The 25,718-nt window shown below is 67.2% G+C and carries 23 protein-coding genes and 2 tRNA genes; 15 read left to right on the plus strand and 10 right to left on the minus strand.

Going from position 1 to position 25,718, the window contains the following annotated elements; genetic code table 11:
- Positions 1-2: 2 nt before the first annotated feature.
- Together IEY60_RS22475 and IEY60_RS22480 are read right to left on the minus strand one after the other, a co-directional pair.
- The gene (locus IEY60_RS22475) at positions 3-1,031 is read right to left on the minus strand and encodes a ParB/RepB/Spo0J family partition protein (protein WP_189031750.1); all 1,029 of its coding nucleotides are present in this window, start codon (positions 1,029-1,031) and stop codon (positions 3-5) included.
- Positions 1,032-1,062: 31 nt separating this feature from the next.
- The gene (locus IEY60_RS22480) at positions 1,063-2,004 is read right to left on the minus strand and encodes a ParA family protein (protein ID WP_229740037.1); all 942 of its coding nucleotides are present in this window, start codon (positions 2,002-2,004) and stop codon (positions 1,063-1,065) included.
- Between the two features lie 540 nt (positions 2,005-2,544).
- Here IEY60_RS22480 and IEY60_RS36260 point away from each other — a divergent pair.
- Positions 2,545-2,673 (plus strand): hypothetical protein, encoded by a 129-nt coding sequence (locus IEY60_RS36260; protein WP_268241488.1) that lies wholly within the window; start codon positions 2,545-2,547, stop codon positions 2,671-2,673.
- 727 nt (positions 2,674-3,400) lie between these two features.
- Here IEY60_RS36260 and rsmG read toward each other — a convergent pair.
- The 6 genes from rsmG to rpmH form a co-directional block, all read right to left on the minus strand.
- A complete protein-coding gene (gene rsmG, locus IEY60_RS22485; RefSeq protein ID WP_189031752.1) occupies positions 3,401-4,141 on the minus strand; it encodes a 16S rRNA (guanine(527)-N(7))-methyltransferase RsmG in 741 nt (246 codons plus the stop codon).
- An 89-nt stretch (positions 4,142-4,230) separates the two neighbouring features.
- Positions 4,231-4,764 (minus strand): Jag family protein, encoded by a 534-nt coding sequence (locus IEY60_RS22490; protein ID WP_189031754.1) that lies wholly within the window; start codon positions 4,762-4,764, stop codon positions 4,231-4,233.
- Between the two features lie 24 nt (positions 4,765-4,788).
- Entirely contained in the window at positions 4,789-5,865 is a 1,077-nt protein-coding gene (yidC, locus tag IEY60_RS22495) for a membrane protein insertase YidC (RefSeq protein WP_189031756.1), read from the minus strand.
- 4 nt (positions 5,866-5,869) lie between these two features.
- Positions 5,870-6,169, minus strand: a complete 300-nt coding sequence (gene yidD / locus IEY60_RS22500) for a membrane protein insertion efficiency factor YidD (RefSeq protein ID WP_189031758.1) — start codon at positions 6,167-6,169, stop codon at positions 5,870-5,872.
- The gene (rnpA, locus tag IEY60_RS22505) at positions 6,166-6,585 is read right to left on the minus strand and encodes a ribonuclease P protein component (protein WP_189031760.1); all 420 of its coding nucleotides are present in this window, start codon (positions 6,583-6,585) and stop codon (positions 6,166-6,168) included. The genes yidD and rnpA overlap by 4 nt, the downstream gene beginning before the upstream one ends.
- 22 nt (positions 6,586-6,607) lie before the next feature.
- A complete protein-coding gene (gene rpmH, locus IEY60_RS22510) occupies positions 6,608-6,751 on the minus strand; it encodes a 50S ribosomal protein L34 (protein WP_071932098.1) in 144 nt (47 codons plus the stop codon).
- A 655-nt stretch (positions 6,752-7,406) separates the two neighbouring features.
- On the opposite strand from rpmH, the gene dnaA reads away from it, so the two are divergent.
- The 11 genes from dnaA (at position 7,407) to IEY60_RS22560 (ending at position 20,855) form a co-directional block, all read left to right on the plus strand.
- Complete coding sequence (gene dnaA, locus IEY60_RS22515; protein ID WP_189031762.1) at positions 7,407-9,605, plus strand: chromosomal replication initiator protein DnaA; 2,199 nt, start codon at positions 7,407-7,409, stop codon at positions 9,603-9,605.
- A 785-nt stretch (positions 9,606-10,390) separates the two neighbouring features.
- A complete protein-coding gene (gene dnaN / locus IEY60_RS22520; protein WP_189031764.1) occupies positions 10,391-11,566 on the plus strand; it encodes a DNA polymerase III subunit beta in 1,176 nt (391 codons plus the stop codon).
- Between the two features lie 23 nt (positions 11,567-11,589).
- Positions 11,590-12,786: a DNA replication/repair protein RecF gene (recF, locus tag IEY60_RS22525; RefSeq protein WP_189031766.1), complete on the plus strand. Its 1,197-nt coding sequence runs from the start codon at positions 11,590-11,592 to the stop codon at positions 12,784-12,786.
- Positions 12,787-12,925: 139 nt separating this feature from the next.
- On the plus strand, positions 12,926-13,462 hold the full coding sequence (locus IEY60_RS22530; RefSeq protein ID WP_189031768.1) for a DUF721 family protein: 537 nt from the start codon (positions 12,926-12,928) through the stop codon (positions 13,460-13,462).
- A gap of 373 nt (positions 13,463-13,835) precedes the next feature.
- Positions 13,836-15,869 (plus strand): DNA topoisomerase (ATP-hydrolyzing) subunit B, encoded by a 2,034-nt coding sequence (gene gyrB / locus IEY60_RS22535; protein WP_189031771.1) that lies wholly within the window; start codon positions 13,836-13,838, stop codon positions 15,867-15,869.
- Positions 15,870-15,928: 59 nt separating this feature from the next.
- Positions 15,929-18,439 carry a DNA gyrase subunit A gene (gene gyrA, locus IEY60_RS22540; protein ID WP_189031773.1) on the plus strand — a complete coding sequence of 837 codons (2,511 nt, stop codon included), beginning with the start codon at positions 15,929-15,931 and terminating at the stop codon, positions 18,437-18,439.
- Positions 18,440-18,478: 39 nt separating this feature from the next.
- Positions 18,479-19,492 carry a DUF3566 domain-containing protein gene (locus tag IEY60_RS22545; protein WP_189031775.1) on the plus strand — a complete coding sequence of 338 codons (1,014 nt, stop codon included), beginning with the start codon at positions 18,479-18,481 and terminating at the stop codon, positions 19,490-19,492.
- Positions 19,493-19,629: 137 nt separating this feature from the next.
- A tRNA-Ile gene (locus tag IEY60_RS22550) sits at positions 19,630-19,703 on the plus strand.
- A 29-nt stretch (positions 19,704-19,732) separates the two neighbouring features.
- The gene (locus IEY60_RS35905) at positions 19,733-19,840 is read left to right on the plus strand and encodes a DLW-39 family protein (RefSeq protein WP_211359241.1); all 108 of its coding nucleotides are present in this window, start codon (positions 19,733-19,735) and stop codon (positions 19,838-19,840) included.
- 34 nt (positions 19,841-19,874) lie between these two features.
- Positions 19,875-19,947, plus strand: a tRNA-Ala gene (locus IEY60_RS22555).
- 5 nt (positions 19,948-19,952) lie between these two features.
- Positions 19,953-20,855, plus strand: coding sequence for an acyl-CoA dehydrogenase middle domain-containing protein (locus IEY60_RS22560; RefSeq protein WP_189031777.1), 903 nt, complete (start codon positions 19,953-19,955; stop codon positions 20,853-20,855).
- Here IEY60_RS22560 and IEY60_RS22565 read toward each other — a convergent pair.
- Positions 20,845-22,422, minus strand: a complete 1,578-nt coding sequence (locus IEY60_RS22565; protein ID WP_189031779.1) for a serine hydrolase — start codon at positions 22,420-22,422, stop codon at positions 20,845-20,847. The two genes, IEY60_RS22560 and IEY60_RS22565, sit on opposite strands and share 11 nt — an antisense overlap.
- 605 nt (positions 22,423-23,027) lie before the next feature.
- Here IEY60_RS22565 and IEY60_RS22570 point away from each other — a divergent pair.
- Both IEY60_RS22570 and IEY60_RS22575 read left to right on the plus strand, forming a co-directional pair.
- On the plus strand, positions 23,028-24,029 hold the full coding sequence (locus IEY60_RS22570) for an ATP-binding cassette domain-containing protein (RefSeq protein ID WP_189031788.1): 1,002 nt from the start codon (positions 23,028-23,030) through the stop codon (positions 24,027-24,029).
- 59 nt (positions 24,030-24,088) lie between these two features.
- Complete coding sequence (locus IEY60_RS22575; protein ID WP_189032489.1) at positions 24,089-24,883, plus strand: ABC transporter permease; 795 nt, start codon at positions 24,089-24,091, stop codon at positions 24,881-24,883.
- Between the two features lie 4 nt (positions 24,884-24,887).
- On the opposite strand, the gene IEY60_RS22580 is transcribed toward IEY60_RS22575, so the two are convergent.
- On the minus strand, positions 24,888-25,064 hold the full coding sequence (locus IEY60_RS22580) for a hypothetical protein (RefSeq protein WP_189031790.1): 177 nt from the start codon (positions 25,062-25,064) through the stop codon (positions 24,888-24,890).
- A 69-nt stretch (positions 25,065-25,133) separates the two neighbouring features.
- Here IEY60_RS22580 and IEY60_RS22585 point away from each other — a divergent pair, with 69 nt between their 5' ends.
- On the plus strand, positions 25,134-25,661 hold the full coding sequence (locus IEY60_RS22585; protein WP_189031792.1) for a peptidylprolyl isomerase: 528 nt from the start codon (positions 25,134-25,136) through the stop codon (positions 25,659-25,661).
- Positions 25,662-25,718 lie beyond the last annotated feature (57 nt).

Below are 25,718 nucleotides of genomic sequence, written 5' to 3' on the forward strand. Positions count from 1 at the left end.
CGTCACAGTGACGTTTCAGGGCCGGATTGCTCCATCAGCGCCACAATGCGCTCGAGATCTTCGACGGAACCGAACTCGACAACGATCTTGCCTTTACGCTTCCCGAGGCTGACCGTGACCCGGGTGTCGTAGGAGCCCGACAACCGTTCGGCCACTTCCTGCAAACCCGGCATGTGGATCGGCTTACGTTTCGGCGCCGGGGGAGCGACCTCCGACGGATTGCGGTTCGCGAGCGTCACCGCTTCCTCGGTGGCCCGGACCGACAGTCCCTCGGCGACGATCCGCGCCGCCAGCACTTCCTGCGCATCGGCACCGGCATCCAAACCGAGCAGCGCCCTGGCGTGGCCGGCCGAGAGAACCCCGGCGGCCACCCGACGCTGCACGGGGATCGGCAGCTTCAGCAGTCGGATCATATTCGTCACCACCGGCCGGGAGCGACCGATTCGCGTGGCCAATTCCTCGTGGGTGACGTCGAATTCCTCGAGCAGCTGCTGATAGGCGGCCGCCTCTTCGAGCGGGTTCAGCTGCACGCGGTGGATGTTCTCCAGCAGCGCGTCGCGCAGCATCGCGCCGTCGTCGGTATCCCGGATGATCGCGGGGATCGTCGCCAGTCCGGCTTCCTGGCACGCGCGCCAGCGGCGCTCACCCATGACCAACTGGAACTTGTCGACGCCCGGTTCGACGCGACGCACCACGATCGGCTGCATCAGGCCGAACTCGCGAATCGAGTGCACCAGCTCCGCCAGCGCCTCTTCCTCGAAGACCTGACGCGGCTGCTTCGGATTCGGCTCGATCTGGTCGGCAGGCACCTCGCGGTAGACCGCGCCGCCGGGGGAGACGAGGTCTTCCTCGGGCTCGGGTTCGGCATCCGGAACGCGATGCAGGAACGCCTCGGCCGGCTGCGGGCCGATCGGGTTGATCCCGATCACGCTCGCCGCGGCACTGCTGAGACCCGGCGCCGTCGCTGCCGGACCCGTCGGGATCAGTGCGGCCAAGCCGCGCCCGAGACCGCCCTTTTTCGCCTGACTCATCGGCTACCGATCCCTTCTTCGTTCCAACTCACTACGACGCGTCCTGGCGGAGCTGGGCACGGGCGGCGAGCTCGCGCCCCGCGTCCAGGTAGCTCATCGCGCCGCGGGAGCCTGGATCATAATCGAGCACGGTCATGCCGTAGCCCGGTGCCTCCGAGACCTTCACGCTGCGCGGGATCATCGACTTGAGCACGACGTCGCCGAAGTGGTTGCGCACTTCCTCGGCCACCTGGTCGGCCAGTTTGGTGCGGCCGTCGTACATCGTCAGTAGCACGGTCGAGACGTGGAGTTCGGGATTGAGGTGCGCCTGCACCAGCCCGATATTGCGGAGCAGCTGGCCGACGCCCTCCAGTGCGTAGTACTCGCACTGGATCGGGATCAGCACTTCCTTGGCCGCCACGAGCGCGTTGACGGTGAGCAGGCCGAGGGAGGGTGGGCAGTCGATCAGGACGTAATCGATGTCGTAACCGGCGATGGCCGCCTCGTGGATCGCGGTCTTCAGACGACCTTCCCTGGCGACCATCGAGACCAGTTCGATCTCGGCGCCGGCGAGGTCGATCGTCGCCGGAACGCACAGCAGCCGTTCGCTGTGCGGGCTCTGCTGGATCGCGTCCTTGACGGCGACTTCGCCGATCAACAGCTCGTAGCTGGAAGGGACCCCGGAGTGATGCGCGACGCCCAGCGCCGTGCTCGCGTTGCCCTGCGGATCGAGATCGACGACAAGCACCGTCATACCCTGGTGCGCTAGTGCCGCAGCGAGATTGACCGTCGTCGTGGTTTTACCCACGCCGCCCTTCTGGTTGGCGATGGTGATGATCCGTTGCTCGCGGGGTTTCGGCACAGTGACCTTTCCTGGATGCAGAATCTGGCTGGCGCGTTGCGCTTCCGCCGCGATCGGGGTCTCGGCCGGGGAGATATTCCCGAAAGGAGTGTTCCCGAACGTCTCCGCGTCGAAGTTGCTGGAATCCAGCATCCCCGGGACCCGCGACGCTGTTTCCCGTGAAACATTCGCCGGACCGCTCGACATAGACTGCTCCTAACCCGAGAAACTTCAGATCACGTACTCCCGACCGAGCGTCGGCGCCGTGTCATCACAAACAAGTTCGGGGGCGTCCGGCCACATCCGCGGTGGCTCCCGGCGCGCACGCCCGACTGTGAACAGCTTGCCAGCCCCGCGACAGATAGGAAAGCTGAATCGCGGCACGCCGGGAAGGACACACCCAAGTTCGCGCAAATTGGTTTCCAGAGCGATGTTTCACGGGAAACACGGGGGAGCGGTCGCGTCGAAAAGGGTGGGCGATCAGCCTTCCGACCCGACACTCGACCCGTGATACCAGCTGTCCGAACGGTCCGCGCGATCGCCACCTACCGCGAACAGATCCTCGGCGAGCCACCGGCTTTCACCACCCCGAGTCATCGGCGTGGCACGACACGTGGCCGGTGCGTCAGCGCCGCACCGCGATACTCGACGTGCCGACGGTGGTCCTGTCGCTCCTGTCGGTTCGGTGGGACCGTGACGACGATGCCGTCGGCGGCATCGTCACCTACCGCGCCCGAGGCGCTCGAACCTTCGGCCGCCGCACTGGAACCGGCGACGGTCGTCGGCGAAGCCGAACTCTCCGACCAGCATCCGCTCCGGTAGCCATGGGCCATCCCGGCGACGCTTCGGGAAGCGCGGCCTGACTCAAGGGCTACCCGCCTCCGCTCAGACCGAACGCGACATCGTCGCCTGGCTCGCCGACCCAACCCTCCAGCGAGAGTCATTGCTCGGCGGCGAGACCAAATGATCACCACTAATCTCCCCGGCACCGCGCACAGCGTCCTCGATAAGCTGCCGTCGCTCATCGGCGATCTCGAATCATGTGGGGCCACCGACGACTGTCGTCCACGGCGACTCCACCGCCGACAACTGTCATGTGGCGGCGGAGCAGCTGTCCATCCTCGACTTCGCCGATGGCCACCACGGCCATCCCGCGATAGACGGACTCCGTCCCGCGATCTTCCTGTCAGCCGATCTCACTCGCCATTCCCGTGCCGCGTGGATCGACGCGTCGCAGTATCCGATCTCGGACAGGGATCCACACCGCGCCCCGCTTTGCGTCGAGCCACTGATGCGACTCAGCCACGCGCACCGCTATCAAGATTCCTCGGCGGGATCGAGCCGAGTGAGCGGATCCATCACGAGGGCAATCCGGTCGGCGAAATTCGACGGGCGATCGCCTACGCCAACCGCCGGTGACTGCGTCCGCGTTCCACGTGAAACATCCCGGGGAGCGGTGTGCCGCACCCTGTCGGAACCTCCGAAATTCTGTCCGATTCGGGCGCAGACCAAACCCCTCGGCCAATTTCGTCACGTTACGAAAGCGGAATTACCGCTTCCGTGCCTTCTTCTCCGCGCCCGCTGCCTTCCGGCCGGCCCGACGAGTCGGGCGCTCGGCGCGGGGGAGTAGTTCGGCGCTGATCACGAGAGTCGGGACTTCGACGATCCCGGCGCCGCAGCCGACGACGCGGAGATCGGTGGCGCCGTCGCGAATCAGTTCGGCACCATCGCGTTCGAGTTCCTCGGCGGCACTGGTTCCCTTGAGGGCGAGCATCCGGCCGTGGTCACGGAGCAGGGGGAGCGACCAGTGCGCGAGCTTGGCGAGCGGGGCGACCGCGCGCGAGGTGACGACGTCCGCGCCGCCGGCTTCCTTGATGACACCGGACTGCTCGGCGCGGCCGCGAACGACGGTGACGTTCTTGATACCGATCTCGTCGATGAACTCGCTCAGGAAGACCGTGCGACGCAGCAGCGGTTCCACGAGAGTGATGCGGAGATCCGGGCGGGCAATGGCCAGCGGAATGCCGGGGAGTCCCGCGCCGCTGCCGATGTCGACCACGGCCGCGCTCTCCTCGATCAGCTCGCCAACCACGGCGCAGTTGAGGATGTGACGCTCCCAGAGACGGGGGACTTCCCGCGGACCGATGAGGCCGCGTTCCACGCCGGCGGTGGCCAGTGCCGCGCAGTAGTGGCGGGCGAGGTCCAGGCGGTCGCCGAACACCCGCGCGGCGGCGGCAGGCGGTTCCAGCTCGGCGGACAGCGCACCCAGTTCTCGTTCCACGTGAAACATCCTTCCGAGTGGTGGTCGATCGCAAGAGGGCATGAATAAGGCCCCCGGTCCGAGACCGGAGGCCCTTTCATGGTCGCGGCGGTGTCAGCCTACTCGGGCACTACCACCACATGGCGATTCGGCTCGACACCTTCGCTCTCGCTCGCCACGCCCTCGATATCGGCGACGGCGTCGTGCACGATCTTGCGCTCGAACGGAGTCATCGCGGACAGCGCCTCGGGCTTGCCCGACTCGAGCACCCGCTTCGCGGCGGCGACGCCGAGCTCGCTCAGATCGGCGCGACGCTGCGCGCGCCAGCCGGCCACATCCAGCATCAGGCGGCTGCGAACGCCGGTCGCCTGCTGCACGGCCAGCCGGGTCAGCTCCTGCAGAGCGTCGAGGACTTCACCGTTGCGTCCGACGAGCTTGGTCAGATCACGGCCGCCGTCGATGCTCACGACGGCGCGATCGCCCTCGACATCGAGGTCGATATCGCCGTCGAAGTCGAGCACGTCCAGCAGCTGCTCGAGGTAGTCGCCCGCGATCTCGCCCTCTTCGATCAACGCTTCTTCGGCGTCGTTCACGACGTCAACAGTCGTCGCCACAGTGGCGTCCCCTCCGTCGGTCTCGGTCTCAACAGTCATTGGATTCCTCTATCTGATCGCCACTCAGCGCTTACGCTTCTGGTTCGCTCGGCCACGGTTACCCGGCCGCCGCTGGCCGCCCGGCCTGCGCTGACCGCCACCCTGCTTGGCGGTCTGCTTGGCGGTGCCGTTGGAGGCGGCGGTGCCGTTGGTCGACTGTGTGTCCTCGGCCGGGGCGTCCTGCTTCTTGCGGACGTCGACCGGCTTGACGCCGGGCTTGGGCGCGTTCTGCGCGCGCAGCTCCAGCTTCTTCGCCTTCTTCTCTTCTTCTTCCTTCTCCATGCGGCCGAACACCAGGTGCTGCTGACCGTAGGTCCAGATGTTGTTGGCCACCCAGTAGATCAGGATGCCGATCATCAGGAAGGGGCCACCGACCATCACGCCGAGCGGGAAGACCCACAGCGACAGCTTGTTCATGATGGCGGCCTGCGGGTTGGCGGCGGCTTCCGGTGTCTGCCGCTGCACCGAGGCGCGGGCGTTGAAGTGGGTCGCCACACCGGCGATCACCATCAGCGGAATCGCGACGAGCGCGATGCTCAGCCTGGTCGGCGTGCCACCCCACTCGGCGAAGGCTTCGAGCTCACTCTGCGGCGCGGTGATGAAGGCAGCGATCGGCGCACCGAAGATGCGGGCGCTCAGGAACGACTGCACGTCGGTCGCGCTGAAGATGTAGTTCGGCGTGTGCGCGTTGTCGTACGCGGACATACCCAGCTGGCCGAAGCCGTGACCGGTGCGGTTGAACGAGCGCAGCACGTGGAAGAGGCCAAGGAACACCGGCACCTGCACCAGGACCGGCAGACAGCCCATCAGCGGGTTGAAGCCGTGTTCCTTCTGCAGCTTCTGCATCTCCCGCGCCATGGTCTCGCGGTCGTTCTTGTACTTCTTCTGCAGCTCCTTGATCTGGGGCTGCAGTTCCTGCATCTGCTTGGTGGTGCGCACCTGCTTGACGAACGGCTTGTACAGCACGAGCCGCAGCGTGAAGACCAGGAACACCACGGCGAGGGCCCAGGTGAGCCCGCTGTCCGCTCCGAACACAAAGCCGAAGGCTTTGTGCCAGAACCACAGAATTGCGGATACCGGCCAATAGATGATGTCGAGCACGGCTCTAGGTACTCCCGTCGTTCGTATCGCCGATCAGCGCGGGCGATGACTTTGTGCAGGCATTCGACCCGCGCTCTGGCACGGGATCCCACCCTCCAGGGTGCCAGGGCGCGCATTTCGCGAGGCGCACGGCCGTCAGTGCCGACCCGACGAGCAGCCCGCGGGTGCGCAGAGCGGTCACCGCGTACTCGCTGCAGGTGGGGGTGAACCGGCAGATCGGCATCCGGGTGGGGGAGACATAGGTCCGGTACAGCTCGATCAGGAAGATCAGCGCGTTCGCGGGGAGCCGGGTGAGAGTCCTCATCGCCGCTCACCGGCCGGGGTGCGACCGAGCGCGGGCTCCGGTGCGGTACGCAAACCGAGCTTGCGTAGGCCGGAGCGCAGCTGGCGCAGCAACTCGGCGGAGTCGGCGGTGGCCGCGCCGGGCAGCGCCCGGATCACGACATCGGTACCGGCGGGCAGTTCGTCGACGACCTGGGCGCACATATGACGCAGGCGGCGGGCCACCCGGTGGCGAACCACCGCGTTTCCCACCGCCTTGCTCACAATCAGCCCGAACCGCGGACCGCCTACCCGGATCAGGGAATCGACGTCGGCGACATCGTCGTACGTGTGCGTAAGCGCGTGTACGACGAGATCTCGCCTCCCGATTCGCTGACCGCGGCGCACCGTGCGGGAGAATTCGGCACGGTGGTGCAACCGATACGGCTCAGGCAACACCCGAGCGTCCGACTACGCGCGATCAGGCAGTCAGTTCGGAACGGCCCTTACGGCGACGCGCCGAAACGATGGCGCGACCCGCACGGGTACGCATCCGGAGGCGGAAGCCGTGCACGCGCGCCCGACGACGGTTGTTCGGCTGGAACGTCCGCTTGCCCTTGGCCACGGTCAACACTCCTCGAGTTGGTGGGCACCTTTCGGCGCCCGAAGTTCTGTTCAATGATTCGGATGTCTGCGCAGCGGACCGCGGTCTACACGCAGAAAGCCTTGGCGATCGACGTGCAGCACACAGCCGCCACCGCGCCAAGGGGTGACTGTACGAGGGTACTGATACCGCTACGCAGGGTCAAACTCGGCCCCCAAGCACGTGCGCCAGGCACTTCGTCCAGATTACCGGACCCCGATCGGCCGACCCGAGCTGGGCCGGACCTGGCGCGACACGCCCGGGACGCACTGACGCAGCCGCGGACTTTTCGTGAGTTCGTCCACACCTCTGGCCTTCTGCGGCGGGGGCGGCTAACCTCTGTAGCCGGGGGATTGCTGAAGAACCGCAGGTCCAGCCCCATTCACTGCCACACGCTGGCAGATTCACTCTATCCCCAGGTTTGTCCACATCTGTGGATAATTGTGTGGAAAGACGGCCGGAGTGGCATATTCGTAGGGCCGACGGTGCCCGCGCCGCACTCGGAGATTCTGGGACCGCACGGCGTTCGAACCGGCTTCGGTTGTACGCAGGATTACTGGATTCCACCTGTTCACAGGTGGTTTGCTTGCGTGCGCCCGGCCGTGGGCCCCAACAACCGGTCCGGGGAGGACGCTGCATGGACGACGAGCAGAATGTGCTGGCCACAGTGTGGCCAGAGGTGGTTGCCGAGCTCACCACCGGCTCGGCCGACGGCGCCATTCCCGCGGTCAGCCGCGCGCAGCAGGCCTGGCTGAAACTGGTCAAACCGCTCACCGTCGCCCAGGGCTTCGCGTTGCTGTCGGTTCCGTCTTCGCTCGCGCAGGAGGCGATCGAGCGTGATCTGCGCGAACCCATCCTGCGCTCGCTGGGCCGTAGGCTCGGTCCGCAGGTCGAAGGATTGGGCGTGCGCATCGCCGCGCCGAGCCCGGCCGCGGGGGAGCGGGCGGGCAGTTCGCCGCGGCACGCCAGGATGACGAGCCGACCGGAGCGCCCGCGTGAGCAGGTGCGCCCGCCGAGCGGCTATCCCGGCCCCGATTTCAGTGTTCCCGACTACGCCGCGCGCGGTGAGTACGGTCGTCCCCGCTACGGCGCCGGCGAGTACCCCGCGGGCAACGGCGAGTACGGCAACGAGTACCAGGGCGGACAGGAATATCCGCCGACCGGTGATTACGGCAGCAGCTACGGCGGCCGCGAGTACCCCGCGCAGCCGGGCGAGTACGGCGAGCGCCCCGACTACGCCGGTCACCGGGAGTACCAGGCCGAGCCGGAGTACCGGCAGCCCGAGCCCGAGTATCAGCCGCAGCCGGAGTACCAGCAGCAGCCCGACTACGCGCCCGCTCCGGAATACGGGCAGGCACCGGAGTTCGCGGCCGAGCGCCCCGAGTTCCCCGGCACCGACTTCGAGCCGACGGCGGCGTACCCCGTCCCCGACTTCGCCAACGGTGAGTTCGGCGGTCGTGGCGAGTTCCGTGGCGCGCGCCCGGATCAGCGCCAGGCCGACGCCGCGCCGCCCGCCCGGCGCGAGCAGTCCGGTTCGCCCCGGCGTGAGCACATCCCGCCCGGCCAGGAATCGCTGTTCACTCCCGACCCGCCGCCGCAGCGCGCGCCGAGCCGGGGCCGTGGGCCGCAGCAGGACGAGCCGATCGCCGCGCGCGCCGAGGAAACCGCTGTCGAGCCGGCGCAGGAACCGCTGCGGCCGGGTACGCCGGGCGCCGAGCCCGCCGACGACGAGCCGGTGGTCGACGCCCGCAACAACTGGCCGACCTACTTCAACAAGTCGCCCGAGGCGTCCCCGCAGGCGTCGTCCTCGGCGAGCTTGAACGCCAAGTACACCTTCGAGACGTTCGTCATCGGCGCGTCCAACCGGTTCGCGCACGCCGCGGCGGTCGCCATCGCGGAAGCGCCGGCGCGGGCCTACAACCCGCTGTTCGTCTGGGGCGCTTCGGGTTTGGGCAAGACGCACCTGTTGCACGCGGCCGGGCACTACGCCCAACGGCTTTTCCCGGGCATGCGGGTGAAGTACGTGTCCACCGAGGAATTCACCAACGACTTCATCAACAGCCTGCGCGACGACCGCAAGGTCGCGTTCAAGCGGCGCTACCGCGAGACCGACATCCTGCTGGTCGACGACATCCAGTTCATCGAGGGCAAGGAAGGCATCCAGGAGGAGTTCTTCCACACCTTCAACACCCTGCACAACGCGAACAAGCAAATCGTCGTCTCCTCCGACCGGCCGCCCAAGCAGCTGGCGACCCTGGAGGAGCGGCTGCGGACGCGCTTCGAGTGGGGCCTGATCACCGATGTGCAGCCGCCCGAACTGGAGACCCGCATCGCGATCCTCCGTAAGAAGGCGCGGATGGACCGGCTCGATGTGCCGCACGACGTGCTCGAGCTGATCGCCAGCCGGGTGGAGCGCAATATCCGCGAGCTCGAGGGCGCGCTGATCCGGGTGACGGCCTTCGCCTCGCTCAACGGTCAGCCGCTGGATCTGTCGCTGGCCGAGGTCGTGCTGCGCGATCTGATGCCCGATACCGCGGCGCTGGAGATCAACGCGGCGACGATCATGGCCGTCACCGCCGAGTACTTCAATACGACGCTCGAGGAACTGACCGGGCCGGGCAAGGCCCGGCCGCTCGCGCAGGCCCGCCAGATCGCCATGTACCTGTGCCGTGAGCTCACCGACCTGTCGCTGCCCAAGATCGGGCAGGCCTTCGGTCGCGACCACACCACGGTGATGTACGCGGAGAAAAAGGTGCGCAAGGAGATGACCGAGCGGCGCCGGGTCTACGACCAGGTGCAAGAACTCACAGCCCGAATCAAACAGCGCTCCCGCTGATTTCATCCACACCCTAGAACACCGCCCTGACCTGGGGCGGTGTTCTTTTTTGCCCTGTGGATTCCTCGAGGAATCCCTGTGGAGTCCTCGAGGAATCCACCGGTTGTGCACCGGTTGGCGCACAGGGGCTGGGGAGCGATCTGGGGGTGTTCGCTCACAGGCAGTTGTCCACATCGTCCACAGCTGGATCCACTCACACCCCCACGGTCATGCCGACCTGCGACGTTGCCGGATCGGCCCTGTGGATTCCTCGAGGAATCCGTGTGGAGTCCTCGAGGAATCCACCTGGTTGCCACCACCCTGCCCCCGCGTGTGAACAACAGGGTGAATCCGGTGGAACAACTCGAGGACTACTCGAGGATGGAATTGGGACAACTTCGAGCGTCCACAGCCGCCCCCGGTTCATCCTCGAGACACCCCACGGCCATCCCCATGCCGACGTGCGCGCTGACCTGCGGATTCGGTCGAAGTCCACAGATTCCACAGTGCCTACTACTACTTCAGTTCTATTTCTTGAAGAGATCTCTTCAAAACAAGGTGTGTGGAAAGTCGGTCGGACAGGCTCAGCTCGGTCGGTGCTCCACTCACAAGCGGCAAGGAGGAGAAGGGGTGGGGTCGGCAGCGCTCGATCGGCAGGGAGGGTCGATGCGGACTTCCCGCGATGCCCGGGTACCGTTTGGTTGTCGGCTGGTTGTGCGAGACTCAGTGCGCGGCCGACGCAGCACCTCAACTCCGCTGAACACACCCGCACACGGATTCGAAACTCGGAGAGGACAAATCGGGCCATGGAGCTTGCGAACATGAAGTTTCGGGTCGCCCGAGAGGATTTCGCCGAGTCGGTGGCCTGGGTGGCGCGCAGCCTGCCCTCCCGTCCTCCTGTGCCTGTTCTGGGTGGTGTGCTGCTGGTGGCCGACGAGAACGGCCTGACGGTCTCCGGGTTCGACTACGAGGTCTCCGCGCAGATGCGGGTGGCCGCCGAGGTCGCCGGTCCCGGCCAGGTGCTGGTCTCGGGCCGGCTGCTCGCCGACATCACCAAGGCGCTGTCGAACAAGCCGGTCGATGTCTCCGTCGACGGCACCCGCGTGCTCATCGCCTGCGGTAGCGCCAAGTTCTCCCTGCCGACCATGCCGGTCGAGGACTATCCCCAGCTTCCCGAGGTGCCGCAGCAGACCGGTGAACTCGGTGTCGACGTGTTCGCCGAGGCGGTCGGCCAGGTCGCCGTCGCCGCGGGCCGCGACGACACACTCCCGATGCTCACCGGCATCCGCGTCGAGATCGAGGGCAACGACGTGGTGCTCGCCGCCACCGACCGTTTCCGCCTCGCCGTGCGTCACCTGCAGTGGCAGCCGACCCGCTCCGACATCGAGACCGCGGTGCTCATCCCCGCGCGCACGCTGTCCGAAGCCGCCAAGACCCTCGGCGCCACCGACGCGCCCGTGCAGCTCTCGCTGGGCAGCGGTGGCGGGGCCGACGGCCTGCTCGGCATCGTCAACGCGGGCCGCCGCACCACCACCCGCCTGCTCGACGCCGAATTCCCCAAGTTCCGCCAGTTGCTCCCCAAGGAGCACACCTCCATCGCCACGCTGCCCGTCGCCGCGCTGTCCGAGGCGATCAAGCGTGTCGCCCTGGTGGCCGAGCGTGGTGCCCAGGTGCGTCTGGAGTTCTCCACCGACGGCGTGCTGCTGTCCGCGGGTGGGGACGACGCGGGCCGCGCCGAGGAATGGCTGGAAGCCGATTTCCGCGGTGAGCCGCTGACCATCGCGTTCAACCCCGGCTACCTGACCGAAGGCCTGTCGGCGCTGCACACCGACCGGGTCACCTTCGGCTTCACCACGCCCAGCCGTCCCGCCGTCCTGCTGCCCGCCTCCGACGAGGAGCCCAAGGTGCTGGAGTCCGGTGCGTTCGCGGCGCTGGAGAGCCAGTACATCTACCTGTTGATGCCGGTCCGGCTGCCCGGCTGAGCCGCCCGCACGCGTAACCCGGCATGTTCATTCGTGCGCTGTCGGTCCGTGATTTCCGGTCGTGGGAACACGCCGAGCTCGAGTTGTCCCCAGGGCGCACGGTGCTGTTGGGGGCCAACGGCAACGGCAAGACCAACCTGCTCGAGGCGATCGGCTACCTGGCGACCCTCGGCTCGCACCGGGTCTCCGCCGACGCCCCGCTGATCCGGATGGGCGCGACGCAGGCCAGGATCGGCGCGACCGTGGTCAATCTTGGCCGCGAACTGCGCGTCGACGTCGAGCTCAAGCAGGGCAGTGCCAATCGTGCCCAGATCAATCGTTCGCCGGTGCGCCGGTCGCGGGAGATCCTGGGGATTCTGCAGACCGTGCTGTTCGCGCCGGAGGATCTGGCGCTGGTGCGCGGCGACCCGGGGGAGCGCAGACGGTTCCTCGACGAGTTGTGCACAGCCCGGCTGCCCAGGCTCGCCGGCGTGCGCGCCGACTACGACAAGGTGCTGCGGCAGCGCTCGGCCCTGTTGAAAACCGCTGGGCGCCATGTGCGTTCGCGTGCGGATCTGAGCACGCTCGACGTGTGGGACGGCCACCTGGCCGAGCACGCCTCGGTGCTGCTGGCGCAGCGATTACGGCTGGTCCACGACCTGTATCCGTATCTGGCACAGTCTTATCGGTCGATCGCGCCCGAATCACGGCCCGCGGCAATCGCTTACCGGTCGGGGTACCTGCCGCCGGAACTGCTCGACCCGGCCAGGGAGCCCGCGGCCGACGATGTGGAGCAGCTGCGCGAGATCGTGTTGCGTGAGTTGTCCACAGCCAGGAGCAGGGAGCTGGAGCGCGGGGTGTGCCTGGTCGGCCCGCACCGCGACGACCTCGACCTGCTCCTCGGCAGCGCGCCCGCCAAGGGATTCGCCAGTCACGGTGAGTCCTGGTCGTTCGCGCTGGCGCTGCGGCTGGCCTCGTTCGAGTTGCTGCGCAGTGCGGGCACCGAGCCGGTGCTGCTGCTCGACGACGTGTTCGCCGAGCTGGATCGGCGCAGGCGGACCGCGCTGGCCGAGGTCGCCGCCGGCGCGGAGCAGGTGCTCATCACCGCCGCGGTGGCCGAGGACGTGCCGTCCGAGCTGGCCGCCGAACCGCTGCGCGTGCAAACCACCGGCGAAGCCGACCGGCGTACCTCGATGATCGTCACCGAACCGGCCGAACAATCCGAAGATATGCACAGATAGCGATAGTTATCAACAGCGCCTGTGGAAAACCGGCAACATGCTGGACATATGCCGGATCGGTCGCGGCGGGACTGTCGGCGCCCCGGCGTAGACTCTCCTCCGCACTCGGCCAGTATCGACACCGGAAGGCGGAACCGAGGTGACCGAAGAGCCGGAACCGGAGCTGCGCGGGATCGACCTCGCCCGGCGCGCACTGGAGGAGGCCAGGGCCGCGGCCAAGGCCAGCGGTAAGTCGGTCGGCCAGGGCAGGGCGTCGCCGGTGCGCAAGCTGCGCGCGGGCGGACGCAGGCGCACCGGGTGGTCCGGGGCTGGCCCCGATCCCCGTGATCCCCAGCTCTTGTCGGCCCTGACCGGCTCGATCGCGAAGAGTCGTGGCTGGTCGGGCAAGGTGGCCGAGGGCATGGTGTTCGGTCGCTGGGCCAGCGTGGTCGGCGAGGATATCGCCTCGCACGCCACCCCGGTGACGCTGGAGGGCGGTGTGCTCAAGATCGCCGCCGAGTCCACCGCGTGGGCGACCCAGTTGCGCATGCTGCAGGGGCAGATCCTGGCCAAGATCAATGCCGCGGTGGGCCAGGGTGTGGTCACTCAGCTGCGAATCACCGGCCCCGCCGCGCCGAGCTGGCGCAAGGGCGAGCGGCACGTCAAAGGACGCGGCCCGCGCGACACCTACGGGTAGCCGGGCGGTGACCAGGGCGAGTTGCCTTGCGGCGGCGCCGCTCTCGGGCCCCGGAGTTTTGTACATGTGGACAAAACCTGTGGATAACTTCGACCGGACACGAAAGCCGTCGACCGCGTTTCACGTGGAACCACCGAACGCAAGTCTCACGCCAGTTCTGCCGGGCGGAAATCTCCGGAAGGCGGACGCTTGTCGCGGTAGGCCGATTTCTTGCATTCACGGCGGCGTCAGGGGTGTCGTAGGTGCACTGTAAGTTGGGCTTACCAGTAGGATGGTGACGTAACCAGCGGCGAACCCTCGACGCGTGCTGTGCAGTCCGCGTGCTGCCCGATCGCTGCGACAGGGATCAGCAAGTAAGGAGAGCTACCGACAAGTGGCTGCCAACGACTCCAACGCATCGGGCAACAAGCAGGGCTACGGTGCCTCCTCCATCACGGTCCTCGAAGGCCTGGAAGCGGTGCGCAAGCGCCCTGGCATGTACATCGGTTCCACCGGTGAACGCGGTCTGCACCACCTCATCTGGGAGGTTGTGGACAACTCGGTCGACGAGGCGATGGCCGGCTACGCGACCCGGGTCGACGTCACGCTGCTGGAGGACGGCGGTGTCGAGGTCGTCGACGACGGCCGCGGTATCCCCACCGGCATGCACGCGCAGGGCATCCCGACCGTCGAGGTCGTCATGACGCAGCTACACGCGGGTGGCAAGTTCGACTCCGACTCCTACGCGGTCTCCGGTGGTCTGCACGGTGTCGGTATCTCGGTGGTCAACGCGCTGTCGAGCAAGCTGGAAGCCGAGATCGACAACGACGGCTACCACTGGACCCAGGTCTACAAGGACGCGAAGCCGGGCAAGCTGATCCAGGGCGAGCCGACCCAGCGCACCGGCACGACGATCCGGTTCTGGGCCGACCCGGAGATCTTCGAAACCACCACCTACAACTTCGAGACGGTGGCGCGCCGCCTGCAGGAGATGGCCTTCCTCAACAAGGGCCTGACCATCACGCTGACCGACCAGCGGGTCACCGACTCCGACGTCACCGACGAGGTCGTCAGCGATACCGCCGAGGCGCCCAAGCACGTCGAGGAAGGCGCGGAGAAGCCGGTCGAGCACAAGGTCAAGACCCGCACCTACCACTACCCGGGCGGCCTGGTGGACTTCGTCCGCCACATCAACCGCACCAAGTCGGCCATCCACAACTCGGTCGTCGGCTTCACCGGCAAGGGCACCGGCCACGAGCTCGAGGTCGCGATGCAGTGGAACTCGGGCTACTCCGAGTCGGTCCACACCTTCGCCAACACGATCAACACCCATGAGGGCGGTACCCACGAAGAGGGCTTCCGCGCGGCGCTGACCACGGTGGTCAACAAGTACGCCAAGGAGAAGAAGCTCCTCAAGGAGAAGGACGGCAACCTCACCGGTGACGACATCCGCGAGGGCCTGGCCGCCATCGTGAGCGTCAAGGTCGGCGAGCCGCAGTTCGAGGGCCAGACCAAGACCAAGCTGGGCAACACCGAGGTCAAGTCGTTCGTGCAGCGCGCCTGCAACGAGCACCTGCAGCACTGGTTCGAGGCCAACCCGGCCGACGCGAAGACCATCGTGCAGAAGGCGGTGTCCTCGGCGCAGGCCCGCATGGCCGCCCGTAAGGCGCGTGAGCTGGTGCGCCGCAAGTCGGCCACCGACCTGGGCGGGCTGCCGGGCAAGCTGGCCGACTGCCGCTCCAAGGATCCGGGCAAGTGCGAGATCTACATCGTCGAGGGTGACTCCGCCGGCGGCTCGGCCAAGTCCGGCCGCGACTCGATGTACCAGGCGATCCTGCCGCTGCGCGGCAAGATCATCAACGTCGAGAAGGCCCGCATCGATCGCGTCCTCAAGAACAACGAGGTCCAGTCGATCATCACCGCGTTCGGCACCGGCATCCACGACGAGTTCGACATCGCGAAGCTGCGCTACAACAAGATCATCCTGATGGCCGACGCCGACGTCGACGGCCAGCACATCGCGACGCTGCTGCTCACGCTGCTGTTCCGGTTCATGCGCCCGCTGGTCGAGCACGGTCACGTGTTCCTCGCCCAGCCGCCGCTGTACAAGCTCAAGTGGATGCGCACCGACCCGGAGTTCGCCTACTCCGACCGCGAGCGCGACGCGCTGCTCGAGGCCGGTCTGGCCGCGGGCAAGAAGATCAACAAGGACGACGGCGTCCAGCGCTACAAGGGTCTGGGCGAGATGAACGCCAAGGAGCTGTGGGAAACCACCATGGATCCCTCGGTGCGGGTGCTTCGTCAGGTGACGCTCGACGACGCGGCCGCGGCCGACGAGCTGTTCTCCGTGCTCATGGGCGAAGACGTGGAGGCACGTCGCAGCTTCATCACCCGTAATGCCAAGGACGTCCGCTTCCTCGACGTGTAACCGGTGCTGCGCCGTCAGCGCGCGCCCGTGAAGCATGTCAGGCCCTCGAAGGAGATTTGATGACTGAGACCACGCTGCCGCCCTCCGGTGGTGCGGGCGACCGGATCGAACCGGTCGACATCCAGAACGAAATGCAGAGCAGTTACATCGATTACGCGATGAGCGTGATCGTCGGCCGCGCGCTGCCCGATGTGCGCGACGGCCTCAAGCCGGTGCACCGGCGCGTGCTCTACGCGATGTACGACAACGGCTACCGGCCCGACCGCGGTTACGTGAAGTCGGCGCGTCCGGTCGCCGAGACCATGGGTAACTACCACCCGCACGGCGACGCGTCGATCTACGACACCCTCGTGCGCATGGCCCAGCCCTGGTCGCTGCGCTACCCGCTGGTCGACGGCCAGGGCAACTTCGGTTCCCGCGGCAACGACGGCGCGGCCGCCATGCGCTACACCGAGTGCCGCCTGACGCCGCTCGCGATGGAGATGCTGCGCGACATCGACAGCGAGACCGTCGATTTCGTCCCCAACTACGACGGCCGCTCGCAGGAGCCGACCGTGCTGCCAGCCCGCGTGCCCGCGCTGCTGATGAACGGCAGCAACGGCATCGCGGTCGGCATGGCGACCAACATCCCGCCGCACAACCTCAACGAGCTGGCCGAGGCCATCTACTGGGCGCTGGAGAACTACGACGCCGACGAGGAAGCCACCCTCGCCGCGTGCATGGAACGGGTCAAGGGCCCTGACTTCCCGACCCACGGCCTGATCGTCGGCAGCCAGGGCATCCACGACGCCTACACCACCGGCCGCGGTTCGATCCGCATGCGCGGTGTGGTGGAGATCGAGGAAGGCAGCCGCGGCCAGACCCAGATCGTCATCACCGAGCTGCCCTACCAGGTCAACACCGACAACTTCATCAACTCGATCGCCGAGCAGGTCAAGGACGGCAAGATCGCGGGTATCTCCGATATCCACGACGAGTCCTCCGACCGCGTCGGTATGCGCATCGTGGTGACGGTCAAGCGTGACGCGGTCGCCAAGGTCGTGCTGAACAACCTCTACAAGCACACCCAGCTGCAGACCAGCTTCGGCGCGAACATGCTCTCCATCGTCGACGGCGTGCCGCGCACGCTGCGCCTGGATCAGATGATCCGGTACTACGTCGACCACCAGTTGGAAGTCATCGTCCGGCGCACCCGCTACCTGCTGCGCAAGGCCGAGGAGCGGGCTCACATCCTGCGCGGCCTGGTCAAGGCGCTCGACCTGCTCGACGAGGTCATCGCGCTGATCCGCCGCTCGGCCAACACCGACACCGCGCGCACCGGCCTGATGCAGCTGCTCGACATCGACGAGATCCAGTCGACCGCGATCCTGGACATGCAGCTGCGCCGCCTCTCGGCCCTGGAGCGTCAGCGCATCGTCGACGATCTGGCCAAGATCGAGCTCGAGATCGCCGACTACAAGGACATTCTGGAGAAGCCGGAGCGGCAGCGCGCGATCGTGCGCGACGAGCTGGCCGAGATCGTCGAGAAGTACGGCGACGACCGCAGGACCAGGATCATCGCCAGCGACGGTGACGTCGCCGACGAGGACCTGATCGCCCGCGAGGACGTGGTCGTCACGATCACCGAGACCGGCTACGCCAAGCGCACCAAGACCGATCTGTACCGGTCGCAGAAGCGCGGCGGCAAGGGTGTGCAGGGTGCCGGCCTCAAGCAGGACGACATCGTCAAGCACTTCTTCGTCTCCTCGACCCACGACTGGCTGCTGTTCTTCACCAACAAGGGCCGGGTCTACCGGGCCAAGGCCTACGAGCTGCCCGAGGCCAACCGGACCGCGCGTGGTCAGCACGTGGCCAACCTGCTCGCGTTCCAGCCGGACGAGAAGATCGCCCAGATCATCCAGCTCAAGACCTACGAGGACGCGCCGTACCTGGTGCTGGCGACCCGCGCGGGCCTGGTGAAGAAGTCCAAGCTCACCGACTTCGACTCCAACCGCTCCGGCGGCATCGTCGCGGTGAACCTGCGCGATGACGACGAGCTGGTCGGCGCGGTGCTGTGCTCCTCCGACGACGACCTGCTGCTGGTCTCGGCGCACGGCCAGTCGATCCGGTTCTCCGCGACCGACGAGGCGCTGCGCCCGATGGGCCGCGCCACCTCCGGTGTGCAGGGCATGCGCTTCAACGCCGACGACGAACTGCTCTCGCTCAACGTGGTTCGCGAGGAGACCTACCTTTTGGTCGCGACCGCGGGTGGGTATGCGAAACGTACGGCGATCGAGGAGTACACCGCGCAGGGTCGTGGCGGAAAAGGCGTATTGACAATCCAGTACGACCCGAAGCGTGGCAGCCTGGTCGGTGCGCTCATCGTCGACGACGAGGACGAGTTGTACGCGATCACATCCAGTGGTGGCGTCATCCGCACCGCAGCCAAGCAAGTTCGCAAAGCTGGACGCCAGACCAAGGGCGTGCGATTGATGAACCTCGCGGATGGCGATACCTTGCTAGCGATCGCGCGCAACGCCGACGAGCCCGATCCCGATCAGCTCACCGGCGACGCGGCTTCGGAGCAATAACCCAATCAGCGGCGGCAACGAACGGATCTGAGGATTCCATTGACCACACCGAATCAGTCGAACGACGATCGGAACCAGACCAACGGCGTCACCGAGCGGATTGCCTCGTCTCCGATCCAGCCGCGGCCGATCCCTCGCCAGGGCGGTCCGGCCGAGAGCGCGGAGCCGGAATCCGGTGCCGCCGGGGGCGAATCGTTCGACCAGTCGACCGTGCGGATGGGTACCGAACCCACGCCGCCCGGTAACGGGAAGGGCAAATCGTCGCCCTACCAGGACGGGTGGGCGCAGCTGCCGCAGCGCGAACCGCAGTCGAACCTGTACCGGCCGGGCGAGGCGCCGAGCCAGGGTCGTCCGTCCTCCGGAGCTCCCGCGGCGTCGGGCGGGCTGAAGGGCAGCGGTTCGTCCAACGCCCGCACCACGGCCGACCTGGCGGCCAAGGCGGCCCGCAAGGAAGCGGCGATGGTGAAGTCCGTCGGCATCGACGGCCCGACCCGCAGCATCGCGCGCCCGGAACTGGTCAAGGACATGCCCGACCTGTCCGAGGTACGGCACCCGACGCCCGACGCGCCGCCTGCCCAGCCCGGCTTGCCGATGGCGCATATCCCGCCGCAGCCGGGTCCGGCTGCCAGGGCCGCCGCTCCCGTGTCGGTCTCGCCCGCGGTGCCGGTGGCCATCGCCGCCGCCGCGTCGGGTGAGCCGCTACGCGCGACGGTGCAGATCCGCCGAATCGATCCGTGGTCGACGTTGAAGATCACTCTGGTGATCAGCGTCGCGCTGTTCTTCGTGTGGATGCTGGCCGTCGGCCTGCTCTACATCGTGCTCGCCGGCATGGGCGTGTGGGACAACCTGGACAACTCGCTGGGCGAGATGCTGAACCAGGAGGGCAGCTCGTCGAGCCTGATCGACGCGGGCACGGTGTTCGGCTACGCGGGCGTCATCGGCCTGATCAACGTGGTGCTGTTCACCGCGCTGGCGACGGTCGGTGTGTTCATCTACAACCAGTGCTGCGATCTGGTCGGTGGCATCCAGGTGACCCTGGCCGATCCGGACTAGAAACCGGCTCTGCCTCGACGGCCGGTCAGCCCCGCAAAAAGGGGTCTGACCGGCCGTTTTGGCTATCGGCGGCCGGGTAGGGTAACCTCGTTCCTCGTTGCGGTTCACTGCTCCGGCAGGGGGCCGAAAACGAGTACGGGCCTATAGCTCAGGCGGTTAGAGCGCTTCGCTGATAACGAAGAGGTCGGAGGTTCAAGTCCTCCTAGGCCCACTCCCGTACATCACAGTAGGGTGGGAATCATGAAGATTGTCCTCACGGTCGGTGTCGTGATCGCGGTTCTCATCGGTATCACCAAATTCCGCAAGCGCGATGACGCAGACCTCTGGCGCGAGGTCACCACCCGCTGATTCGGGTTGCCAACTGGTTTCACCAAGCCAGCAAGGGGCCTTAGCTCAATTGGCAGAGCACTGCCTTTGCAAGGCAGGGGTTAGGGGTTCGATTCCCCTAGGCTCCACTTCTGTGAATTCCTCGGTTTTCGATTTTCTGCTCACCGCAGCTCCTGTCGAGTCGACCTCGACCGATATCGCCGCGATCGCGGGACAGCATCGCGCCCGCAGCGCCGCCTTCGCGAGTTCGATCGATCGCGCGGCCGTCGCCGGATTCGACAGTGCCGGAACAGGTACCGCCTTTCTCGGCGGCTATCAGGAAGCGCTGCACGCGCTGGTTCCCACGCTCGGGTTCGAGGGGCTGACCTCCATGTGCGCGACGGAGGCGAACGGTGCCAAGCCGTCGGCCATGACCACCACCGTGACCGCCGACGGCGCTGTCACCGGCACCAAATCCTTCGCCACGCTCGGCGAGTTCGCCACCAGCTTCCTGGTGATCGCCCGTGCGGGTGAGCAGGCCGACGGTCGCGCCGAGTTGCGTGCGGTGGTCGTGCAGGCCGGACCGGGCACCGTGGTGACGCCGCTGCCCGCGCTGCCGTTCGCCCCGGAGATCCCGCACGCCACCGTCACTTTCGATGCCGCGCCCGGCGAGCTGCTGCCCGGTGACGGCTACGCCGACTACCTCAAGCCCTTCCGCACCGTCGAAGATCTGCATGTGGTCGCCGCTGTGCTCGGACAGCTCGTCCGGGTGGCCCGGCAAGCACCATGGCCCGCCGAGGCCGTAGAACAGCTGCTGGCCCTGTTTGCGGCCGTGCGTGGCGTGAGTACCGAGGATCCGGGTTCGGTGGGCGTGCACATCGCGCTGGGTGGCGTCTTCGCGCGGCTGACGCGACTGCGGGCCGAGCTCGCGCCGCTGTGGGAGCTGGCCGACCCCGCGACCAGGAGCCGGTGGGAGCGCGACGAGCCGCTGCTCGGGGTGGCGGGCAAGGTCAGGGCGTTGCGGCTCGCTGCGGCGTGGCGCGCGGTCACCGGGTGAATTTCCCGAGGCCGTTCTCGTCGAAGTAGTCGAGGGTGAGCGTGCCGTTGTCGAAGATCGCCGAGGAGACGCTGCCGGGCGGCGCGTTCTCGCCGCTCAGCTCGAAGGCGAAGGTGTCGCCGTCCCAGTGCCGCAGCGGATATCGCCGCTGGGCCGGGCCGAGGGTGAGGACCAGGGCGCCGTCGTCCTCGGAGATCGTCGCCGGGCCCCAGTACTCGTTGGCGTAGGTGCCCGCGTAGCTCGGGAGCGGCTTGGCCGCCGCCGGATTCGCCGGTGCCGACTTGCCGGACAGGTCGCCCACCGGATCGTTGATGGGGGCGATCGCGGCCTGGTAGATGCCGCGCCAGTCCTCGCGGATCTCGCCGAACTGCACGAGGTCGCCGAACTCGGCGGTCAGCGCCTCCGGCACACCGATCGGCGCGGCGTTGGTGAGGGCGACGATCGCGACGTCGGCGGACGGGATCGCCAGGAAGTTCGTCGCGGCGCCGAGCGCGAACGCGCCGGAATGGCTGTAGGCGGTCCGGCCCGCGGACGAGGTCGAGGAGTTGAAGCCGTACCCGTAGAAGCCCGCCCGTGCTTCCGGCGAGGACGCGGGGGAGGAGATCACCTGCGGGCTGATCGCGGGCAGCAGCGCGTCCGGCTCGGCGATGGTCGTGCCGTTCGACGCACCGTTGCCGAGCACCATCGCCAGCCAGCGGGCCATGTCGTTCACCGAGGAGCTGACCCCGCCCGCGGGGGACTGGGGGTCGGGATTGCGGACCTCCCCGGCGACCCAGTTGCCGTCGACGTTGACGTGGCCGACGGCGCGGTTCGGGCGCGACTGGAAGTCGACGAAGCGGGAACTGGTGGAGGACATGCCCAACGGGGTGAACAGGGTGTCGGCGCTGAGCCGATCCCACGCGGTGCCCGCCGCGGCGGCGACGGCTTCGGCGCCTGCCGTGAGACCGAAGTTGGTGTAGTGGTAGGTGATCCGGAACGGGTCGAGGGGCTCCAGCCGGAGCTTGTCGAGGATCGTGGCCTGGTCGTAGCCGAGGTCCTCCAGCCGGTCGCCCGCGTGGTCGGGCAGGCCGCTGCGGTGCGCGAACAGGTCGCCGATGGTGAGCTGGGCGGTGGTGGCCGGGTCGGCCAGCGCGAACGAGGGCAGCTTCGACACCACGGGTGTTTCCCACTCGACCGTGCCCTTGCCGACCTGGTGGGCGACGACGGTGGCCGACACCGATTTCGACACCGAGGCCAGCTGGAAGACGGTGTCGGCGTCGACCTTGTCCTGGCCGCCTGCCTCGCGGACGCCGAAGCCCTTGGCATAGACGGTCTTTCCACCGTGTACGACGGCGACGGCCATGCCGGGGATGCGGGTGCTGTCCATGAGCGAGGTGGCCAGCTCGTCGAGTTTCGCGACGGCATCGTCGACCGCGTTGTCGGGGAGCGGGACCGCGGCGACCTGGTTCGGTGGCAGCTGTTCGGTGGGGGTCGCGACGGTGTGCTCGTCGCCGGGCTCACCACTACAGCCGACTACGACAGCCATCGACACCACCAGCGCTGCGATCGCACCCTTGGCAGGCACCATGGGGCGACGATAGACCTGGTTGCGGTGCGATCGCGGGAACGTGGCTGGACTGTGACGGTCCGGCTACCGGGTGTACTCACCGGTAGCTCGAGCTGCACCTTGCCGGAAAATGGGGAGCGGGCCTCGGCGAAGGGGGGGAGTTAGCCGAGGCCCGCGTAGGGTCGGCCCGGGGGGGAGGGGCCGACGTGAACGATCCTACGCGATGCGGGCGGAATTCGTGTACGCGCAACGAACCAGTTTCCGAAAATTTTCGGCGATCGTGGGCGGGGTGGAGGTCCGCATCAGGCGCGGGGGGCGGCGGATCCACTGGTCGCGCACCCGACAGTTGTCTTACGTCGCGTGGAAAATGCTGGTACGCAAGGGTTTACGAAAAAATGCCGGTGAACAGGTTCTCGTCGCACCGGCGGCCGTGCCCCGGATACCGGGGGCTTGCCTTTCGCGGCACGGCCGGAAAATCGGTCCGATTCGCCGCGTGTCGCAACAGTTCGGCATGTCGAACAAATCTGTACATCGGGGGTGCCGGACCCGGCCAAAAGGGGATGCGACTTGTCGGTGGGTACCGCAATACTGAGGCAACAGCGTTGAACTACGACATCAGGAGAATCATGCCCGACGCAATCGTCGCCGAGGGTCTGGTCAAACGGTACGGGCAGCTCGTCGCCCTGGACGGGCTGGATCTGGCCGTTCCCGAAGGTACCGTCACCGCACTTCTCGGCCCCAATGGCGCGGGAAAGACCACGACTGTCCGCGTACTCACCACGTTGCTCATCCCCGACGAGGGCAGTGCCACCGTCGCGGGGATCGACGTGCTCCGCGATCCCCAGGCCCTGCGTTCCCGGATCGGTGCATCCGGGCAGTACGCCGCGGTCGACGAATACCTCACCGGATTCGAGAATCTCGAAATGGTGGGCAGGCTCTACCACCTCGGCACCCAGCGCAGTAAGGAACGCGCGCGCGAACTGCTCGACCGTTTCCGGCTCTCCGACGCCGCCGACCGACCGGTGAAGGGCTATTCCGGCGGTATGCGCAGGCGCCTCGATCTGGCGGGCGCGCTGGTGGCCAACCCACCGGTGTTGTTCCTGGACGAGCCGACCACCGGTCTGGACCCGCGGGCCCGCCTCGATCTCTGGGACGTCATCGAGGAACTCGTGGCCGGCGGCACCACGCTGCTGCTCACCACCCAGTACATGGACGAGGCCGATCGGCTGGCCGACTCGATCGCCGTCATCGACCACGGCAAGGTGATCGCCCGCGGCACCGCCGACGAACTCAAGGCCATCGTCGGCGGCGACCGCATCGAACTCACCGTCGCCACCGCCGATCAGCTCGGGCCTGCCCAGCAGGCGCTGGCCGGACTGGCCGACGGCGAGATCCACCTCGAACCCGGCCTGCGCCGGGTCACCGTTCCGGTGGCCAACGGCTCGCAGGACCTGGTCACCGCGATCGGACTGCTCAGCGAGCAGAAGGTGCAGATCAACGACGTCGCGCTGCGCAGGCCGTCGCTCGACGACGTCTTCCTCACCCTCACCGGGCACGAGGCCGAGGAACTCGTCAACGGCGACGCCGAGGCACAGACCGTCGGCGCCACGGAAGGACAGAAGCGATGAGCACCACGCTGAACAAGGCGGCGGACGTGCAGAGCCCCGGGCTCGGTGAACGGCTCTCGATGGTTGTCAGCGACAGCGTGACCATCGCCAAGCGCAATGTCATCAAGATCAAGCGCGTGCCCGACGTGCTGGTCTTCACGACGCTGTCGCCGATCATGTTCGTGCTGCTGTTCGCCTACATCTTCGGCTCGGCGATCCAGATCGAGGGCGTCGCGGGCGGCTATCGCGAATTCCTGATCGCGGGCATTTTCGCGCAGACCGTGGTCTTCGGCGCCACCTTCACCGGAGCCGGCCTGGCCGAGGACATGCAGAAGGGCATCATCGACCGGTTCCGGTCACTGCCGATGGCGCCGTCGGCAGTGCTCGTCGGCCGCACGATCAGCGACGTCGTGATCAACATCGTCAGCCTGGTCGTCATGTCGCTGACCGGCCTGATCGTCGGCTGGCGGATCCGCGGGTCGTTCCTGGACGCGGTGCTGGCCTACGTGCTGATGTTGCTGTTCGCGTACGCGCTGTCGTGGATCATGGCGGTCGTCGGACTTCTCGTACGCGCGCCCGAGGTGTTCAACAACGCCAGCTTCATGGTGATCTTCCCGCTGACGTTCATCTCGAACGCGTTCGTGCCGCTGGAAAGCCTGCCGGGGCCGCTGCGCGTCTTCGCCGAATGGAACCCGGTATCCGCGCTCACCCAGGCCGTGCGCGACCTGTTCGGCAACACCAACCCGTTGGGTCCGCCCTCGGAGGCCTGGCCGATGCAGAACCCGGTGGCCACGACGCTGATGTGGATCGTGGTGATCCTGATCGTGTTCGTGCCGCTGGCTCAGGTGCAGTACAAGAAGTCCGTCAGCCGCTGACGGTTCAGTGCGCGCCGGTCTCCGAGACGGGGGCCGGCGCGGCACCGTTGCGGGAGTAGCCGAGGCGCGGCGGCTCGGCGGCGGGCTCGGGAAGTTGCGGACGCTTGCTGCGGGCCAGCAGGGCCAGGGCGCCTGCCCCGGCGATCGCGAGGGACGCGATGAGCGGGTTACGAAGCTTCATGCGACCACTCTACGAGACGCTCCCCTCAGGTTCGGAGGCCTCGAGCTGCGCCCGTGGCACCATAAGCGCGTGACCTCACCCAACCAGACGGCCGTGGCGACGCTGCACACCAACCACGGCGATATCAAGATCGCGCTTTTCGGTAACCACGCCCCGAAGACAGTGCGCAACTTCGTCGGTCTCGCCGACGGCAGCGCGCCGTACACCACCGCCAACGCCGGTGGCACCGAGGATGGCCCGTTCTACGACGGCGCCGTCTTCCACCGGGTGATCCCGGGGTTCATGATTCAGGGCGGCGACCCGACGGGCACCGGTCGCGGCGGGCCTGGCTACGAATTCGGCGACGAGTTCCACCCCGAATTGCGCTTCGACCGCGGCTACCTGCTGGCCATGGCCAATGCGGGGCCGGGCACCAACGGTTCGCAGTTCTTCATCACCGTCGGCGCGCAGCCGCACCTGAATCGCAAGCACACCATCTTCGGCGAGGTGGTCGATCCCGATTCGCGCAAGGTCGTCGACGCGATCGCCGCGGTGAAGACCGATCGCAACGATCGCCCGGAAGAGCCGGTCGTGATCTCCTCGATCACCATCGGCTGATCGAGCCGTACACAGCAGAACTCCCCGCCGCGACAGTCGCGACGGGGAGTTCTTTGC

Source organism: Nocardia rhizosphaerihabitans, assembly GCF_014646295.1.
Taxonomy (GTDB): domain Bacteria; phylum Actinomycetota; class Actinomycetes; order Mycobacteriales; family Mycobacteriaceae; genus Nocardia; species Nocardia rhizosphaerihabitans.

Bases quoted from the DNA above. Each gene is read 5' to 3' on its own strand.
- IEY60_RS22580 (WP_189031790.1), bottom strand. From the start codon at position 25,064: ATGAAGCTTCGTAACCCGCTCATCGCGTCCCTCGCGATCGCCGGGGCA.
- IEY60_RS35905 (WP_211359241.1), top strand. From the start codon at position 19,733: ATGAAGATTGTCCTCACGGTCGGTGTCGTGATCGCGGTTCTCATCGGT.
- yidD (WP_189031758.1), bottom strand. From the start codon at position 6,169: ATGAGGACTCTCACCCGGCTCCCCGCGAACGCGCTGATCTTCCTGATC.
- IEY60_RS22575 (WP_189032489.1), top strand. From the start codon at position 24,089: ATGGTTGTCAGCGACAGCGTGACCATCGCCAAGCGCAATGTCATCAAG.
- IEY60_RS22480 (WP_229740037.1), bottom strand. From the start codon at position 2,004: ATGCTGGATTCCAGCAACTTCGACGCGGAGACGTTCGGGAACACTCCT.
- gyrA (WP_189031773.1), top strand. From the start codon at position 15,929: ATGACTGAGACCACGCTGCCGCCCTCCGGTGGTGCGGGCGACCGGATC.
- recF (WP_189031766.1), top strand. From the start codon at position 11,590: ATGTTCATTCGTGCGCTGTCGGTCCGTGATTTCCGGTCGTGGGAACAC.
- IEY60_RS22475 (WP_189031750.1), bottom strand. From the start codon at position 1,031: ATGAGTCAGGCGAAAAAGGGCGGTCTCGGGCGCGGCTTGGCCGCACTG.
- rsmG (WP_189031752.1), bottom strand. From the start codon at position 4,141: ATGTTTCACGTGGAACGAGAACTGGGTGCGCTGTCCGCCGAGCTGGAA.
- IEY60_RS22565 (WP_189031779.1), bottom strand. From the start codon at position 22,422: ATGGTGCCTGCCAAGGGTGCGATCGCAGCGCTGGTGGTGTCGATGGCT.
- IEY60_RS22570 (WP_189031788.1), top strand. From the start codon at position 23,028: ATGCCCGACGCAATCGTCGCCGAGGGTCTGGTCAAACGGTACGGGCAG.
- dnaN (WP_189031764.1), top strand. From the start codon at position 10,391: ATGGAGCTTGCGAACATGAAGTTTCGGGTCGCCCGAGAGGATTTCGCC.
- dnaA (WP_189031762.1), top strand. From the start codon at position 7,407: ATGGACGACGAGCAGAATGTGCTGGCCACAGTGTGGCCAGAGGTGGTT.
- IEY60_RS22490 (WP_189031754.1), bottom strand. From the start codon at position 4,764: ATGACTGTTGAGACCGAGACCGACGGAGGGGACGCCACTGTGGCGACG.